This is a genomic window from Streptococcus infantis (assembly GCF_021497965.1).
GTDB classification, from domain to species: domain Bacteria; phylum Bacillota; class Bacilli; order Lactobacillales; family Streptococcaceae; genus Streptococcus; species Streptococcus infantis_B.
The window spans coordinates 1,226,464-1,245,170 of record NZ_CP046525.1; the positions used below are offsets into that span (position 1 = coordinate 1,226,464).

At 39.7% G+C, this 18,707-nt stretch carries 12 protein-coding genes; 1 reads left to right on the forward strand and 11 read right to left on the reverse strand.

Annotated features, from left to right (window positions below; translation table 11 throughout):
* Window positions 1–9: 9 nt before the first annotated feature.
* The 5 genes from GOM46_RS06150 to GOM46_RS06170 form a co-directional block, all read right to left on the reverse strand.
* Window positions 10–1,263 carry a restriction endonuclease subunit S gene (locus tag GOM46_RS06150; protein ID WP_235083344.1) on the reverse strand — a complete coding sequence of 418 codons (1,254 nt, stop codon included), beginning with the start codon at window positions 1,261–1,263 and terminating at the stop codon, window positions 10–12.
* On the reverse strand, window positions 1,256–3,946 hold the full coding sequence (locus GOM46_RS06155; protein WP_235083345.1) for a DUF4062 domain-containing protein: 2,691 nt from the start codon (window positions 3,944–3,946) through the stop codon (window positions 1,256–1,258). Before GOM46_RS06155 ends, GOM46_RS06150 begins: the two co-directional genes overlap by 8 nt.
* A gap of 12 nt (window positions 3,947–3,958) precedes the next feature.
* Window positions 3,959–4,744: a macro domain-containing protein gene (locus GOM46_RS06160; protein ID WP_235083346.1), complete on the reverse strand. Its 786-nt coding sequence runs from the start codon at window positions 4,742–4,744 to the stop codon at window positions 3,959–3,961.
* A gap of 87 nt (window positions 4,745–4,831) precedes the next feature.
* Complete coding sequence (locus GOM46_RS06165; RefSeq protein WP_235083347.1) at window positions 4,832–7,828, reverse strand: type I restriction endonuclease subunit R; 2,997 nt, start codon at window positions 7,826–7,828, stop codon at window positions 4,832–4,834.
* Between the two features lie 74 nt (window positions 7,829–7,902).
* Window positions 7,903–10,548: a DEAD/DEAH box helicase family protein gene (locus GOM46_RS06170; protein ID WP_235083348.1), complete on the reverse strand. Its 2,646-nt coding sequence runs from the start codon at window positions 10,546–10,548 to the stop codon at window positions 7,903–7,905.
* A gap of 136 nt (window positions 10,549–10,684) precedes the next feature.
* On the opposite strand from GOM46_RS06170, the gene GOM46_RS06175 reads away from it, so the two are divergent.
* Entirely contained in the window at window positions 10,685–11,305 is a 621-nt protein-coding gene (locus GOM46_RS06175; RefSeq protein WP_006149926.1) for a TVP38/TMEM64 family protein, read from the forward strand.
* Window positions 11,306–11,349: 44 nt separating this feature from the next.
* Here GOM46_RS06175 and GOM46_RS06180 read toward each other — a convergent pair whose 3' ends face one another.
* The 6 genes from GOM46_RS06180 to GOM46_RS06205 form a co-directional block, all read right to left on the reverse strand.
* Window positions 11,350–12,504 carry an MFS transporter gene (locus GOM46_RS06180; RefSeq protein ID WP_025169968.1) on the reverse strand — a complete coding sequence of 385 codons (1,155 nt, stop codon included), beginning with the start codon at window positions 12,502–12,504 and terminating at the stop codon, window positions 11,350–11,352.
* A gap of 173 nt (window positions 12,505–12,677) precedes the next feature.
* Window positions 12,678–13,604, reverse strand: coding sequence for a permease-like cell division protein FtsX (ftsX, locus tag GOM46_RS06185; RefSeq protein ID WP_006149801.1), 927 nt, complete (start codon window positions 13,602–13,604; stop codon window positions 12,678–12,680).
* Window positions 13,597–14,289: a cell division ATP-binding protein FtsE gene (gene ftsE, locus GOM46_RS06190; RefSeq protein WP_004251332.1), complete on the reverse strand. Its 693-nt coding sequence runs from the start codon at window positions 14,287–14,289 to the stop codon at window positions 13,597–13,599. The genes ftsX and ftsE overlap by 8 nt, the downstream gene beginning before the upstream one ends.
* A 15-nt stretch (window positions 14,290–14,304) precedes the next feature.
* Window positions 14,305–15,400, reverse strand: a protein-coding gene (gene prfB, locus GOM46_RS06195) for a peptide chain release factor 2 (RefSeq protein ID WP_100069481.1) whose coding sequence is annotated in 2 segments (ribosomal slippage) — window positions 14,305–15,327 and window positions 15,329–15,400 — 1,095 coding nt in all. Because the reading frame shifts where the segments join, the coding sequence is not laid out codon by codon here.
* Window positions 15,401–15,579: 179 nt separating this feature from the next.
* A complete protein-coding gene (locus tag GOM46_RS06200; protein WP_235083349.1) occupies window positions 15,580–16,839 on the reverse strand; it encodes a TRZ/ATZ family protein in 1,260 nt (419 codons plus the stop codon).
* A 119-nt stretch (window positions 16,840–16,958) separates the two neighbouring features.
* A complete protein-coding gene (locus GOM46_RS06205) occupies window positions 16,959–18,707 on the reverse strand; it encodes an ABC transporter ATP-binding protein (protein WP_006149792.1) in 1,749 nt (582 codons plus the stop codon).

Consider the following 18,707-nt stretch of genomic DNA (forward strand, 5'->3'; position numbering starts at 1 on the left):
GCACTCCTTTTATATAAACATATCCTGCAATAGTTTCTTCTTCAGTGTTTCTAGCTGAGAAATTTTTTCTTGGTGAGAGTTGATGAGATTATCTAGGTTTGAAAAATAGGCTCCGATGGCTTGTTGTTCTTCTAAACAAGGAGCAAAAAACCTAAAATCTTGCATATCTGCTTGGAATAGATGAGGGATACTACTACCCGATACCTTTAGATAAATTAATTTTTGAAATACAGAACTTGTCAAAACCTGATAGAAAAAATGAGAAGAGACTTTCTTAGACAACCGTACTAACATCATTGTTGAATTAATAGTCGCTTTCCCTTTCAAATTCGAAACCAAAGCAGGATTTCCAAGAGATCCATCTTTTGAAAAAATGATATCTCCGTTCTCTAACATAATATCTGGAGATTCATCATATCTCCACTGTGGTATATGGTCGACTTCTCCCCAATCAATTACTCCATTTTTTATATGTTTACCAGCAATCATACTTGGTCCAACTTCAGTATATTCTTCTTGTTTTAGACTTTTCCAACCTAATCTTCCTTTAATTATTGCACAGTCACCTAATCTTATATTCTCCCACTCACCTTCAAATCCATCCAAACGAATCTCAGGAACTGTCTGTCCTGCTTTGGGAAACATCTTGGAGAGCATAATCGCCTTAAGAGATTGATAGTTGGCTAGATTGTCTTTGTAGCTCGCCAGAAGGTCATCGAGAGTATGGAAAAGGGAACCTATGGCGGATTGTTCATCATAGGATGTCATGCCAATCTTCCACTCTCCATATTCTTTCCCATTAACCCCAGGTTGACCTGACCGTTGAGAAGTGATTTCAATAAATCGCTTATACTTATCGGTAAGCGTCTGTTGAAAAACAAAATTCCCATCATATGAATCATGTAATCTTGCCCTAATTAAGAATCCAGCATAATAGACTTCACCATCTGATTCTCTATAAAGATATGTTTTGCCAACACTTGCACCAGTACGTGCGAATAGGAGGTCATTCTTCTGCAATTTATAGTTTTCATAGTCCTCTTCAGTAAAATTGACATCTGGAGAACTAAGTTTATCAGTTAAAAATAATCTAGAAGAATCATCTATATCTGTAATCCTAAGATATAGATGAATACCATCAAAATCCTTTGCAGAAGCATTTAAACCATATTCGATAGAATTTGATATTTCATCAAGTGTTTTATAGTTCCACTTGTCATTAAAATTCATAAATCTAATTTTGGGAATTTTAAAATTATTCATTAGAATTTTCCATTCTATATTCATTTGCATACTTAATTACTAAATAGTGATTATCTAATCTTGCCTTCTCTATAATATATTCTTTGTAATCACCATTTGAACTAATTTTATCTATATTTTTTACAATAACTAGCTTTATATCAGAGTTAGAATTATCCATCATATTCGATAGTTGATTTAATATAATCTGATTAACTATTTCATATTTAGTTAGTTTAATCAACAAATCTGTTGCATTCATCTTAATATTTCTAGAATAATGTTTGGTCATGTTTAAACAAAAATAAGTACAAAACATAATAAATTCACCATTTGGAGAGAATTTATCAAACTCGAAGATTGTTTGCAAAAATGATATTACTCTCTTAATTTCAAATATATTTTCAACAGATAGTTTGAGTATATCGTTAATAACAAGATTATAATTACCATCAAAAATACTTTTCATTACATTCAGTTGAATAGATAAAATAATTGGATTTTCGTCAATTAAATCACTATGTACTAGTAATGTATTTTTACTTGATTGAAATACATCTGCTAGTTTTTCCCAATTATAGTGATGAGTCTGAGAAAAATAGATTTGAAATAAAAGGTTAAATGAAGAATATTTATCACTTAATATTTGATTATCTGAAATAATAGTCTGCTTACAAACGTCAATAAGTCTATTAAAAATTTCTTCAGATAATTTTACATTATCTATCTTAATAATATTAAATATTGTTTGGAAATTATTTACTGACGAAAACGTAAATATCCCATTTTCTCCTTGAGTTCTATTATAACTGATTATATCCTCAATATATTTATCAATATATTTTTCAGGAACAGTATTGTGTTCCAATTCAAGATTGATTTTCTGCATTAATACAGAATTATTCTCTTCAATATATCTTAATAAATTGGTATTATCAATAGAAGAATTTCTTATATAATTTATCAAAGCATTACTATAACTTCCATATGCATCTAATTGATATTCATTATTTTGAAATATAAAATAATTTCCAACTTTTTTCTGAGTTTGGTTTGTTAGCCAACGATAGTCCATTCTACATAATAGAGAAAATGCGCTATCATAAAACCGAATTAGTTTTTTTTCAAAAATTATGTTTAAGATTACAATAGTATCTTCATAATTAAAACGTGTTATTACTTTTTTTAAAGCATCAAAAATTGGCTTTTCCAAATTCAACTCGCGATTATCTTGATTCAACCATTTTATGACCTCTCCTTTAAATTCCATAAGAAACGAAACAATTATAGAATCATTTATATAATCTGAAAAATGATGTAACAAGTAACATTGAGAACGCAAACGATTATTAAAAAAATCAATATTACGAATCAATCCTATAGTATACTCAATCTCTTCTGAACTAATGGTTCCTATTATCTGTTTAGATTTAAGCAAGAAATTCGCTAGTTCTTTGTCCGAAGAAGTTACTGCTAAGACAAATAATTCTTTTTTAAATTCATAACCATCATACATTTCGGCAAGTGTTCTTAATAGCACTTTCATCAAATTTTTTGCATGTTGTATATGAGTAATAGAGGCATAACCTAATGATAATACAAATGATTCCGATATCCATTGAAATAGTCCAATATTACATAGATTATAACTCTTTACAGATTCTGAATATAAATTATCTGCTTGAAATTTGTCTATTTGCTCAAAAAACATTTTCTCTCTTCTATCTAACAATGGAAAGTAAAGAGGCTCTTTTGATTTATTTATATATTCCTGACCTGTATTTAAAATTGGCCATCTATTTTCATAATTCCCTTTCTCATTTTGAACATTTCTTAAATCTATTGCTATATTGTTAACTATCCATTTTGGAATATTTACATCGTCAGTTGCTTTCACTAAACTATCAGATAGAATGGATATTGCACCATTTAGATCACCCCTAAAATATAGTTTTAAAGCATTGAATCTTTGAGTTAGGATTTCTTTTAATTCCTCTTCAGTTTTTGAAACAAAATACTCCTCTAGAATATCAAAATTAATTTCTAAGAATTTATGTTTATTAAAAACAAATTGGAAAAACTTTATTATCTCCTGCTCAATGTTTGATATTTTATTTTCATCTTGTGATAAGTTCAACTGAAACACTTTGAAAAGATATTCACATAAAACTTTTGATTCTTTTGAAATATCAAGAATTGTTGAAGAATACTTATCTGTATTGATGTCAGAAATTTTGTAATCAACAGTATCACTATTTTTATTACGATAATAAAAAATAATATCTCCAACAATTGATTCAATTACTTTTTCAGGGATCTGATCAAACACGGGTATTTCTGAAAATTTTACTTTGGCATAAAGATCTTCCTGTAATTGAGTCTTTTCACTAGAATTTTCAGTACAAAAGAAATATAAACATTTTTTATTATGCTTCTTTGCAGTGTCAATTTCCTTCAAAACCGAAGGACTGATTCCATCTTCATTATCAATGATAATCAAGCATACATCACAAGACTTTACATGATTTACATAAAATTCCTCCGATTTAACACTGCGACTTCCCTCTTCTTCATAACAAATTGAATTCATTAAAGGCGAATCATTAATGAGTTTAGAGAGTCTTTTACGCATCTTTCTATACTTCCCATCGCATTTAGAACTAATAAAAACTATAATCGGATCTTTTACCTTATTCGTACTCATCTCTCACCTAAATTATAATATAGAAATTGTATCTCCATCTTCCTTTCGGATTACGATTTCGACATCAGATGTTAATTTTGTTTTACGTAGCATGAAGTATTTAACCATAAATTCTAATTGTTGCTGATGATTATAATTTAGTTTTGACAAACCAGAACCAATCAAGGGTAGATATATTGGATTACCATTAGAATTCCTAAAACAATTATCAACTATTGCATTCAAAACTATAAGATAGTCTTGATCACTAGTTTTAGCATTCTTATTATTTTCTATAATAGATAATGCTATAAAATGATATCTAACGTTACCAATATCCACAAAAGCAGTACTTCCGATAGGGTACCTTTTATAATTTCCTACTGATTTTCCACCTTGTTTTACATCATTACTAATATTTACTGATGATATACTCTGTTCTTTCAAACTACGCTTAATCTTCTTATCGAGATCCAACTGTGATACTAAATTATTATCGTATAAAAAATTAATAACTTGCCCATGAAGTGAATTGGCAGAAATAACTGAATCATCTATTTCGGTATCAAAACAACTATTTACAGGAACTATTAAATTAACTCTACTAGCGCCAATGTAATCTAGTATATTTCCATATGTTCCTGAAACTACAAACCTATTATATTTAAAATATATTACTCTCCTTTTGAAATAGCAATATAAAAATGCACAAACGAAGCTTAAGGCATATAATATAATTAAAGTTTTTATAACTTTAATTATATGGCTTATTAGATTATTACTTTCATAAATATCACTGATATTTATAAAAGTCGCCAATAATGATAACAAGGATAAAAAACTAAAAAAATACTTGTACGATAATTTAAATGATTTTTTTATCAAATGTATTTTACTTCCCTTCTCCTATCTCCCCACTCTGAGTGGCTCAATCACTTCTTCTATCAGTTGGGTATAGGCTTCTTTGATTTGTTTTTTATAGAGGAGTGGGTTGAGGGCATCTGTCACCTCAACTTTATAGTCCTTGTAGCGCTGACTCTTGGTCAGTTGGCTTTCTCCTAGTTGTTTTTTAGCACCCTTGCGGTAGTGATTGACATAGTAGCGGAGTTCATCTTCACCCACATACCAGGTCTTACTAAAGTCTTGGATATGTTGCTGGATGACTGCTTCAATCATCTGGTCAAGGATATTGGCGATGGATTGACCTCTGTAGCGGTCAGGATTTGCCTGTACTTCTTGCCAAAGTTCTGAGATGATCTGCGCAAGATTTGGATTGGTCTTCTCCAGACTCTGGATATAAGTATCCACTGCTTCTCTGTCTTGTGCGCTGAGACTCTTTTCCGGACTCTGCTCTTGCTCGATCAGGCTTTGAATCAAGGTCAGGATATAGGCGTAGTTAATCTCATCGACTTGGATAGACTCTAGTTCGTAGTGGATATCAAAAGGTCCATCATCGTCACCGCTAGTCCCTTCTCCATCACGAGCTTTGAGTTCAGCAAGGATGTTTTTGTAGAGACCTAGATAGGCTTCGAGCAATTCATCATTTAAACCTGTTTCTTGGTAAATCTCAGCTTCATCATACTCCTTGTATACTCGGATAGAAGCTAGGTACTTATCAAACCCTTGATAGGCCTTGGCGATTTTCCTCAACTGAGGTGTAGAGATTTGTTCCAGTTGGAGTCCTTCGACGGGATCATCAGTAATGAGATTTTGGAAGTCACTACAACTTCTCAAAAAGTTTCTCTTTTCTTCCTCCCAGCTAGGTGCTAGGACATCATTTTCTCCACCATTTGAGTAGAGCTTGAGGGCATTATCCACTGCTTCCTTAAAGGCTATAGGCTTTTGGAAAGTGATGATATGCCCATAGGTCTTACTAAAATCAAAGATGCGATTAGTTCGACTAAAAGCTTGGATCAAGTCCTGCGGTTGCATTGGTTTACGATCGATAAAGAGGGTCGATAAACAAGGGGCATCAAATCCAGTTAAGAGACGATTGACCACGATAACCAAGTCCAACTGCTCATTGCGATAGAGATACTTGTCTTGCTTACGGGCAAGGCGGTTATTGACATCGGTATTAAAGCCACGAAGATCCGCCATAGTAAAGTGAGTATCAAACTCTTGGTTATAGTCCGCTAAGACCTGTTTCATGTGGTCTTGGTTGGCTCTTGAGTCTTCTTCATTTTCAGTGACAGAGTAGGTGATGGTAAATTTCGGAAAGTCTGGAAGGACCATCTTGACTCTCTCAGATACCTCGACACGTGTCTGACCAGCCTTGACTCTTTTAAGAAGGTCATAGTAGGCTTGGGCTTGAGGGATGGACTTGACGGTTAGAATTGCATTGTAGGTATTGCCCACACCTTTTTGGAAGCCAAGTTGTTGGCGCGATTTATTGATAATGGCATCCAAGACTTCCAGCATGTGCTCCTCATTCTCGTAGACGGTATCTGGTATTTCATTTTCATTCTGATCTGTGATGAGAGTATTGCGATAATCCACCTTAAAGCCTAAAACAGCTCCATCATGGATGGCCTCCTTGACCGTATACTCATGGAGACGGTCACCATACTGTTGTTGGGTGGTTTGGGCTAGGTCTCCGACTTGCTGGCGTTTATTTTCCTTAAAGATAGGTGTCCCTGTAAATCCATACCAGAGGGACTGTGGGAAAAAGGCCTTAATATCTTTTTGTGTTTGTGGAGTCACGGCACGGTGGCATTCATCCACGACAAAGGCCACTCGGAGTCCCTTGATTTTGTCCGCATCTCGTTGGTAAAGACCTTGGTCAAACTTGCGCATCATGGTGGTGATTTTCTGGATGGTTGTCACCACCACACGCTTATCGTTACTGCCTAAGCGCTTAACCAAATCATGTGTATTGTCCGTCTCATCGATATCAATGACATCATTGGTCGCATACGAGAGGAAGGATGATGTGGTCTGTTGGTCCAAGTCCCTACGGTCAACGACAAAAATCGTCTTTTGAATAGATGGAATCTGAAGGAGATTCCTCGCTACCTTATAAGAAGTCAAGGTTTTCCCTGAACCTGTTGTATGCCAGACATAGCCTGATGCTTGCTGGCGAGAGGCTTCTTGCACTGCTTCGATGGCATGGATCTGATAGGGGCGCAAGAGGATGAGAGATTTCTTGCTATCATCAATGACCGAATACTGCATGACCATCTGATGCGCACGAGGGATAGAAAGGACTTCGTGGGCAAAGCTAGTCAGGTTTGTCACAGGATGATTGTCCTTATCCACCCACTTGGTTAGAAATTGCTTGTTGAGTTTATTTTCACGAGCTGCTGCGATATAGCGAGTATCGACCTTGTTGGTCACAACAAACATCTGCAAGCTAGAGTAGATTCCACGGAATTTCCCTTCACGGTCATATTTTTTTATCTGATGAAAGGCATCGATAAATGCCGCTTGGGAGCTCTTGAGCTCGATTTGAATCATGGGTAAGCCATTGATGAGGAGGGTAACATCCAGTCTACGGTCTTGGTCCAGAGGATTTACTTTTTCTCGTTGGACTTGATTGACAACTTCGTAGCTAGACTTTCCTGCTGCGATATTGTCACGCCAGATGACTGACAAACGGATGGTGCCTAGACTTGCATCTTCTCTTTGTACCTCGACTTTGGCAATGCCATTTTCTCCGACCAACCACTTGGCAGCGTCATAGTAGCTAACAAAGTTGAGTTGGTTCTGAATCTGGCGTTTTTCCTGCTCAGTTAAGGGATGGTCTGCTAGCAGAGCAACGTTGTTTTGGGCTAGTTTCTCAAAGAAATTGTCCCATAGTTGTTCTTCTGTTTTTAGGTCTTCTCTATAAGTCCATTGGCTTTCACCAGTTACCAGCTGGTTAATCAGTTGTTTTTCTATTTCCAGTTCTGGTTTTACGTGCATTTATATTTCTCCTTCAGGGACAAAATTCTCCCTATTATTATATCATATTCCTAGAAGAAAACGCTCACTTCCTTCTATTTCAAAGCACTTTTAACTTTTTTCTTGGTGATGATGCGGTCGTTTTTGTTGGCTAGGGATTTGAGTCTGGCTTCGAGTAGGATTTTTCGGCCTGCTTCGTTGCGGGTGTAGACGAGTTGGTAGTTGCCAATGTGTGGTGCAACGGCATCTAGGAAGAGCTGGGCATCTTCCTTGCGTTTTTCAAAGAGGCTAGGCACAACGAAATACTTGGACTGACCTGCTGGAGCTTTTTGAGCGACTAAGAGGTAGCGTTGATTGTCCACTGGCGCAAAGAATTCTCCTAAGACCTTGGAAAAGAGTTCCTTGTCTCGCATACTTCCACCTTTTAAATAGGCAAAGACGTTAAAGCTGTCCTTGTCCTCATCGACCTGCACGCGCGACTGGTCATCAGACAAATGCCCTGCAGTCACCATGACCTTACGAATAGCTTCTCCAATCTGGCGCAAGCGTTTATAGGGACTCTTGTAACTGTAATAGCGAAAGGCTGTGATAGCTAGGACGATAACACAAAGTGCTGTCAACCATGGCAAGGCAAAAAAGGTTAGTCTAAAGACATAGGCTAGGAAGCTAATGGCAGATACCATCAGAACATAACGAAGCCATTTTTCAGCATCCGCTAGGGCAAGCAGAGGAATTCGTTTACTATCGGTCGCTACTTCATTGACAATCTCAATCTTATCAGCAACGATGAGAGATTCCTGCCATTTTTTACGAAGGGAGGCACGATCCTTGGATAGTTCCATAATCTTCTCGTTATAGTCTTCGAGTTTCTTTTTCTTAAATGGGAACTCAGGAAAGTCCAAGCGATCCAGACCTGTTTCGATGGTATCTTCTTTATAGGACAAGCCAAGGAAATGGTCCATACGACGGGCAAGGGTTTGTAGGTCCTGATAAGGATTGAGGTCTTGTTCTTCTTGATTTCCATTTGAAAAGGCGGGGGTTTTATATGGTTTGATGGCTACTAGGTGCCAGATATTGCTGGTCTTATCTGGATGTCCTGGCCAGATACGGATAGCACGGCCTCGCATCTGATTGCTGAGCATAAAGCTTCCGACAAAACTTCCTAGGATGAGAGAGTTGACACAAGGCGCATCCCATCCTTCTCCCAAGAGAGACTTGGTTCCGACCAGGACCTGGATAGAACCACGTTGGAAGAGCTCGGTCACTGCTGCGACCATTCCCTTAAAGCTAGATGGAAATCCTACTTGTAGATAGGCGCCTTTGTCAAGTTTTCCGATGGCTGAGAAGGTCAAGTTGGTATTTGGGATGAGAGCTTCGAGTTCTGCCTTGACACTAGCCGGTATGATCACGACACTACCTGAAAGGACTGCTATAGGGACAGAAAAACCTTGTTTTTGCGCACTGCGACGAATGGTTTCAAAATATGGGAGGACACCTAATTGGGTGATTGGTGCTTGGTCATCTCCCAGATAACTGGCAAAATCCTTGCGGATATAGTCCGCCAAGACTAACTGTCTCAAGTCCTGACCTAGACTGGCATACTCGGTTTCAAAGATTGAAGCAATACCAGCCAGTTTTCCTAGAGATTGGTTGAGGATTTGGTCATTAGCCTTGGATTTGACCAAGAAGACCTGACGTTTTTCAATCAATCCTCTTGATTTCAGTTCTGCTTCTATCTTTTTCTTTGTTTCCTGTGGATCCTCATACCAATCAGGTGTCTGATAGAGAAGGCCTTGCAAGAGAACTTCCAGCCAGTAGTAATTAAGTGCAGGCAAGCCTTCGGCACCTAATAAATCTCGTAAGTGCTTAGGAATTTCTAGCTTTTGAGCCTGTAGATAAATGAGTAGCGCTGAGAGATACTTGGGATCTTCAAGGAGCATATCCGCAGATATTTCCCCTTTGAGGACCTTGGAACTCTTAATCAACTCTTGAAAATCAGGATCAACCACTAGTTGGCTGACATACTGCCACTTGGTGTCTTCAAACTCTTCCAAGTGCTTGTCCTCTTCCTTAGTCGGAAAACAGATATAGACAAAGTCCTGATGAGGGCAAAGGGTGTCTTCCTTGACCAGTTCTGGCACCGTGATTTCTTGGTCGATTTCGCCACACATCTGGAGATAGCGATCCCAGAGTTCTGGTTCACTGTCATAAGGCGGTGTTGCTGTTAGAGAGATGACTTGCAGTTGTTGGTAGTTTTTACGGAAGTCTTCTAAGCTTTTCCACCATTCATTTCTCAAGTGATGGCATTCGTCCAGACAGAGGGTTTCGACACCCCTTTCCTTGAGTCTGGCAAGCAGGTCAAAGCCTACAAAGTCCTCAACCTCGCCGTTATCTTCTTGAGATTGCACCTGTTGCATAGCACTGTGAAAGGCTTGGTAGGTGGCGATGGTGATTTGCTTCATGTCCTTGAGATTTTGAGACACGAGACTTGTGACCTGGTTCTCATCCTCTAAAAAGGCCTGGCGAATTCTATCCACCCATTGTTCCCGGATGGTCACTGTCGGTACCAAAACGAGAGCAGGCTTATCAAAGCGGGCAATCAACTCGATTCCTATGGTTGTTTTCCCTGAACCTGGCGCTGCCACCAAGTGGACATGACCATCTGCTTGGTATTCTTGGAAATTGTCCAAGACCTGTTTTTGGTAGTTGCGCCAAGTGCCATTAAACTTCAATCCTAACATGATTTTCCTCATTCTAAGCTGTCATTTTCTTATTCCCATTTTACCATACTTGAGGCAAAGTCACACAAAGTATCCCATGTAGTCTTTCTCCCTAAAATATGGTATAGTAGAATCATACTACACAAGAGGAGTTTACATGTCACACGAGAAAGAAATGAAAGCTGTTTCTCCCCTTCTACAGCAAGCAATCAATATTTCTTCCATCATCGGTGGAGTTGGTACTTTGATTTTCTGTATCTGGGCCTATCAGGCTGGAGTCTTGCACTCCAAGGAAACCCTATCTGCCTTTATCCAACAGGCCGGTGTCTGGGGGCCACCACTCTTTATCTTTTTACAGATTTTACAGACGGTTGTTCCTATCATTCCAGGTGCCCTGACATCCGTTGCAGGTATCTTTATCTACGGTCACATCATTGGGACGATTTACAACTATATCGGCATTGTCATTGGTTGTGCGATTATCTTTTACCTAGTACGTCTTTACGGAGCACCCTTTGTCCAGTCCATGGTCAGCAAGCGTACCTATGACAAGTATATCGGTTGGCTGGATGAAGGCAATCGCTTTGATCGTTTCTTTATCTTTATGATGATTTGGCCAGTTAGTCCAGCTGATTTTCTCTGTATGTTGGCTGCCCTGACCAAGATGAGCTTCAAACGTTACATGACCATTATCATCTTAACCAAGCCCTTTACCCTGGTTGTTTACACTTATGGATTGACCTATATCATTGATTTCTTTTGGCAAATGGTTGGCTAATACACAAAAAAAAACTCAAGGATTCATCCTTGAGTTTTTCTTTGTTAGGCTTCTTTTTTCAATAAAAAGGAAACAAGCACAGATGTAGCAATCATCCATGTCCCTAGTATGATAAAGGTCATTCGACCATCCGTAGTTATGAAGCCAATCCCTGATAGCACAAATGGTGTTAAAGATGCACCAGAAGAGCATCCCAAAACCGCATAGGAAGTCGCTTTGTTGAGGAGTTTTGCTGGGATTCTCTCAGATATCAACTGAAAGACTGTCGTTAGAGCAATACTGTAGGCAAAGCCTCCAAGAATCGAACCTGCAACAACCACCCAGAGTGATGGTGCTAAGGCAATGATAATTTGCCCAATCCCAAAGGTAACACCTGCGACCAATAGAAGTTTTTCCTTAAAGGCAGAGATGAGGTAAGAAAAGCTGATTCCTGCTAAAATACCGATTAACTGCATGGCACTAAGGACCAGACTAGACAACTGAGCATCCCCAAAATCTGCCTCAATCATGAGACTAGGAATACGGAAGGTAATAGCCGTATTGGTACACACGATGACAGCAGCACCAATGGCAAGGAAGAAAATCAACTGTAGCATGGAGCGAGTTAGTTTGGCTGCTTCTTCTGTCTTTTGCTTGGACTCATGAGCTTCTCCTTTTCCATAAGGGACAAAGAGAAGGAAGAGTACGAGAACCACTAGACCTGCTGCATAGGCTAGAAAGGTTGCTGTCCAACCAAATGCTAAAAGCTGACCGACTGCCAATGTCAAGATAGAGGCTCCTACTACCTCAGCTGAGCCACGAAAACCAAGCATCTGGATACGAGTTTTTCCGTGGTAACGTTCACTGATGATCGAAATAGCCTTGGCATTGAGCATCCCAACTCCGAGTCCAAATAGCAAGCGGGTCGCAAAGACAAAGTAATAGCCCTGATACCAGAAAGGTGCAGTTCCGCTGATTGACAAGATTAAAAGTCCCAAGGTCAACTGGAGGCGTTCAGGGAACATACGCTCAAGAACACCATTTAACAAAAGCATGGCCATAATCCCAAAGGATGGGAGGCTGACCAAGAGTTCGACCTGGCCTTTTGAGTAGCCCTGATAATAGTCAAACATGGCTGGCAGGGCACTCGAAATTGAAAACGATGTGATCAATACTAACGATAGGGAGAGTATACTCACTTTTTCCAAAAATTGTTTCATCTTTTCCTCATTCATTATTCATATTAGTAAAAAAGGTCCTTTCCTATCATACACTCTTTACCCAAAATTGGCAAGCGACTGAGCCCCAAGACCAAAAGAAAAAGCGGGGCATCAAGCTCTGTGAAGTCTTGATGACATCCCACTTTTTTATGTGTTTTATCAAGTTATTTAACTTAGATTTTCAAGAATCGACGCATTGAGATTCCTGAACCAAGTGAACCGATACAGATTCCGATGAGGAACAAGAGACCAATCATCATTGGAATAAAGGTATTCGGTGTAATCAAGGATAGATTTTGACCAACCAAGGATGGGTTGACAGATTGGAAGACTTTATTATAGATAAAGTAAACCAAAGCTGATGGAAGGGCTGCTCCCAACAATCCGATAAAGGCACCTTCTAGCAAGAATGGACCACGGATGTAGCTATTCTTAGCACCAACCAAACGCATGATTTGGATTTCACGACTACGTGAAATGATAGTAATACGGATGGTATTTGAAATCAAGAAGACTGCGATGAAAATCAAGAGTCCTGCGATGACCAATCCCCATACACGGATGAAGGAAGCCAACTTGAAGAGACGTTCGGTATTGGCACCACCGTCTTGAACTTCAGAGACACCTTCGATTTTCTTAGCTTCTTCAGCTACTGGTTTTACATCACTTGGTGAATTGGTATCTACGATGTAGGCATCATGAAGAGGGTTTGCGTCTCCTTCAAACACCTTCCACTCGTCACCCATAGTTTCAGTCAGCTTTTGGTACTGTTCTTCTTTACTTGAGAAGGTTACATTTTTAACAGCTGGCAGGGCTTTTAGGGCATTGTAGACCTTGTGGTAGTCATTGTTCGTGACTGTTTGGCCTTCTTTTACAATGGTTTCACTGTTGTCTTCAACGTCTTTACGAACATAAACCATGACGCGGACGTTGTTTTCGATATCAGTTGCTAATTTCGCAGTGTTAAAAATAACTGAAGCAAAGATAGCAACCAAGGTCAAGGTAATCATTACTGAACTGATGGCAGCAATGGTCATCCATCCATTACGCTTTAAACTTTTTAAAGCTTCGAATAGATGGCGGAAAAATCTACTAATCATCGTATCCGTACTCTCCTTTCGCTTCATCACGTACCACGCGACCATTTTCGATGGCAATAACGCGGTGGCGCAAGGTATTTACGATTTGGCTGTTGTGGGTCGCCATCAAAACAGTTGTCCCTTGGAGATTGATACGTTCCAAGAGGTTCATGATTTCCCATGAGTTATCTGGGTCCAAGTTACCTGTTGGTTCGTCGGCAATCAAAACCTTAGGATTGTTTACAATAGCACGCGCGATGGCGATACGTTGTTGCTCACCACCCGAAAGCTCATTTGGGAATGAACGAACCTTGTGCTTCAAACCGACAAGGTCCAAGACTTCCATAACACGTTTTTTGATGTTACGACGACTTTCACCAACAACCTCCATTGCGTATGCAATGTTCTCATAAACGGTTTTCTTTGGCAAAAGTTTGTAATCCTGAAAGACTACTCCGACATTTCTACGCAAGAACGGAATATCTTTCTTTTTGATCTTAACCAGGTTATAACCTGCAACTTGCAAGCTTCCTTTATCGATTTTGACCTCACGATACAAGGCACGGATAAAGGTTGATTTACCAGCACCTGAAGGTCCTACGATGTAGGCGAATTCTCCTGCATCGATATTTACAGTGATGCCACGTAGGGCTGTTGTCCCGTTGTCGTATTTTTTGACAACATCTCTCATTTCAATGATTGACATGTGACTTCCTTTCTTTTAACTAATACGCCATTTCAGATAAGCATCGATGAAACCATCTAGGTCTCCATCCATAACCTTATCTACTTGCGCTACTTCAAAGTTTGTACGATGGTCTTTTACCATTGTATAAGGCGTAAATACATAGGAGCGGATTTGGCTTCCCCATGTAATTTCCTTTTTCTCACCCTTGAGCGAGTCTACCTCAGCAGCTTTCTTTTCCTGCTCCATCTGGTAGAGTTTTGCCTGAAGCATCTTCATAGCACGGTCACGGTTCCCATACTGAGTACGGTCAACAGTTGATGCTACGACGATACCTGTTGGAATGTGAGTCAAGCGGACACCTGTTGAAACCTTGTTGACGTTTTGTCCACCTGCTCCACCTGAACGGAAGGTATCCATCTTGATATCATCCTCACGGATTTCAACTTCGATGGTATCATCCAACTCTGGCATAACTTCTACAGAAGTAAATGAGGTGTGGCGACGTTTAGCAGAGTCAAATGGTGAGATTCGGACCAAACGGTGAACTCCCATCTCTGACTTGAGAAGACCATAAGCATTTGGTCCTTCAAAAGACAAGGTTACTGACTTGATTCCTGCCTCATCACCTGCTTGGTAGTCCAAGACCTCAACCTTGAAGCCTTTGGCATTTCCATAGCGAGTATACATACGAAGGAGCATATCGCCCCAGTCTTGAGCCTCTGTTCCCCCTGAACCCGGATGGATTTCTAGGATAGCATTGTTGTGATCATAGGGTTCTGACAAGAGAAGGGTCATTTCGTAGCTAGTCATCATCTGATCTAACTCATCGAGTTTTTCAACCAACTCATCCTTAACGGATTCATCCTCTGCCAAAAAGTCTAGTAAAATCTCAACTTCATCCTGCAACTCATCCATCTTGTGGAAGGTATTATAGGTATTTTTAAGTTCGTTTAATTCTTGCGACGTTTTTTGGGCCGCAATATTATCGTTCCAAAAATCAGGTTCCGTCATTTTGTTTTCCAAAATGGCAATTTCTTCCTCTAAACCTTCGAGGTCAAAGAGACCCCCTGAAAGAAGCTAATTTTTCACGATTTGCGTCAATTTTTTGACGAATTTCTGAAATGTCCATACATACTCCTTTAATTGTATCTTTTTATTATACCATAATTTTTTTTATTTATCTAATCGGTGTTTCTCCAATTTATTATCAATATATTTCTGTAAGAGGTCTACTCGCCTGATTTCTAGCAAAACTTTAAAAATCTCACAAGAAATTTCCCATGAGATTTAGAGAATTTATACTACTTTTTACAAGTTAACTGTCCACACTTGACCGTCCTTCACGACTTGGTGACCAGCAATATAGACATGATCAACATCACTGGATTTGACAGCGTAAACTAGGTGAGACAGCATGTTTTCTTGGGGTTGAAGATGGATTTTCCCTTGGGGTTGAATGACAAGAAAGTCTGCTTGCTTGCCAACTTCTAGGCTACCAATTTCATCCTCCATTCCCAATACCTTAGCTCCTTCAATCGTCAGTGCCTTGAGGGCAGTTTCAATTGGAAATTGACTGGCATCTCCACTCTTCATTTTCTGTAAAAGGGCTGCTGTACGACCTTCCTCAAACATATCAAGGTTATTGTTAGAAGCAACTGAGTCTGTCGCGATACCAACTGCTACTCCTGCTTGTTGAAGTTGGACAACTGGTGCAATCCCTGAGGCCAGTTTGAGGTTACTGATAGGATTGTGGGCGATGGCGACTTGTGAATCTGCCAAGCGGGTAATTTCTGCTTCATTCAACTCCACACCATGGGCAAAGACAGCCTGATGATCTAAATAGCCAAGTTCATATAAAAAGGCTATTGGACGTTTGCCATAACGCTTCAGGATAATGCCTGACTCTTCTTTTGTTTCTGCAACGTGGATATGAAGCGGAATATCTTCTTCTTTTGCTAGGTTTAAACTAGCCTCTAACAATTCTCGACTACAACTGTAGGGCGAATGCGGAGCCACCATCACCTTGAAATTGGGATCCTGATAGCCTTTGATTGTCGCGATAATAGCACGCGTTCTGGATATAGTCTCGTCTGTCGTCTCCACATCTGAAGAAAAGAGGGTTGGAGAAAAATAGCATCGCATCTTGGAAGCCTTGACCGCTTCATAAATCTTCTCTATCTCCACTCCATTAGGATTGTACATATCGTTGAATGTTGTCGTTCCTGACTGGAGCATCTCTGTTAGAGCCTCTTTGACGGCCTTTGTAGTCATCTCTGGTGTGAATTCTGCCTCAGCTGGCCAGATATAGTCCTCCAGCCATTCGTGGAGATTGCTATCATCACGAATGCCTCTCAAACCTGTCATGGCAGAATGGGTATGGCAGTTAACCAAGCCAGGCATAATCCAAGCCCCCTGATAGTCTATGACTTGATTTGCTTGTTTGAGAATCTCTTGATTTTCCTGACCGACATAGACGATTTGGGATTCTTTAACAGCTAAAATCCCATCCAGATAAACGTGGAAATCATGGTCACAAGTCACGATATTTACATGCTGAAAGACTTTCATCAATAGGCTCCTTTTCTAAATAGGAATTCATACTGGATAATTTTTCTAGCTATTGTAACAAAAAAGTCACCCGAAGGCAACTTTTCTTGTTGTTTATTGGATTAAAAACGTTTTACGATTTACTCTGGACTAAAGGCTGCTGCTTTTTGCATTTGATAGTATTTGCCTTTTCTCGCCATGAGTTCCTGATGGCTACCATGTTCGACAATATCTCCATCCACCAAGACAAGAATCAAATCAGCATCCTGAATGGTTGACAAACGGTGGGCGATGATAAAGCTTGTCCGTCCTTTCATGAGTTTGGCAAAGGCATCCTGAACCAGAACCTCGGTACGGGTATCGATGGATGAGGTTGCTTCATCTAAAATAAGAATCTTAGGAATGGCTAGAAAGACACGAGCAATGGTTAAGAGCTGAGCCTGACCGACAGACAAGGATTCACCTGCATTTTCAAGCTTGGTATCATAACCCTGTGGCAACTGCTGAATAAAGAAGTCCGCATTTGCTGCCTTAGCTGCTGCAATAACCTGCTCTCGACTTGCTCCAGGATTTCCAAAAGCAATATTGTCATGAATGGTTCCTTGCTTGAGCCAGGTTTCTTGAAGTACCATCCCAAACTGCTGTCGAAGAGAAGCTCGGGTATAGTCATAAATCGAATGACCATCCAGTAAAATATCTCCAGAGTTAATCGGGTAAAAACGCATGAGGAGATTGATAAGGGTGGACTTCCCTGCACCCGTTGGCCCAACGATGGCAACCTTACTACCAGCTGGAATGTCAATAGACAAGTCCTTGATTAAGATCTTTTCAGGATTGTAGCCAAAGGAGACATGATTAAAGGAAATAGCTCCCTTGACTTGATTGCTAGTCAAGACTTCCTGACCCGTTTCTGTAACCTCAGGGCTTTCTAAAACTGCATAAACACGTTCAGCACAGGCTAGAGCACTTTGCAACTCAGCTAAGACCGATGAAATATCGTTAAAGGGCTTGGTATACTGCTGCACATAGTTCAAAAAGGTTACCAATCGACCAACCGTCAAAGTAGAACCTGCCATGATTCGCAAGGCCCCAACGCCAGCTAGGAGCGCATAAATGAGGGCATTGACAAAACGAGTTGAAGGATTGACTGTCGAAGAATAAAAGATAGCTGACTGAGAATAACCTGCGTAGTTGTCATTTGCCTCATGAAGTCTCTCGATAAATTCTTCCTGGGCATTGAAGGACTGGATAATGTTCTGCTGGGTGAGGGATTCTTCGATTAGCTGAGTTTGAATCCCCCTCGTTTCTGTCTGCTTCTGAAAGAGATGGTAGGATCTCTTGGCAATAAAGCGTGAAATAACCATAGACAGAGGTGTTAAGAGCAAGACCAAGAGAGTCATCAAAAGATGAATCTGCAGCATGGCAAGGATGCTGACCAAAATCATCAGAATTCCGATGAAAAATTGATTAAATATCATGTTCAGTCCTGCTGCTAACTGCTCGATATCTGTCGTCACACGGCTGACCATTTCTCCACTCCCCTGTCTGTCTACCAAGGCAATCGGAAGACGATGGAGCTTATCGATGATTTTTTCACGTAAATCTCTGGTATAGGAAAATATGAGACGGTTGTATAGGAGGGGATTGGCCCATTGTACCAGTGTATTTCCTATCACCACCAATATCATCTGGAGAAAAATCTGCCAGAATATCTGAGAAGAGCCCGTCACCAAGACTTGGTCAATTACCTGTCCTATCAAGAATGGAAGATAGATTGATAGGGCCACTTGAGCAATGGTTCCCAAGAAAGCTAGAAAAAGAAGGACGGGATGACTTGCTAAATCTTTTGCCAAACGTTTGAGGGTTTGACTTGCATGTTTACCTTTCAT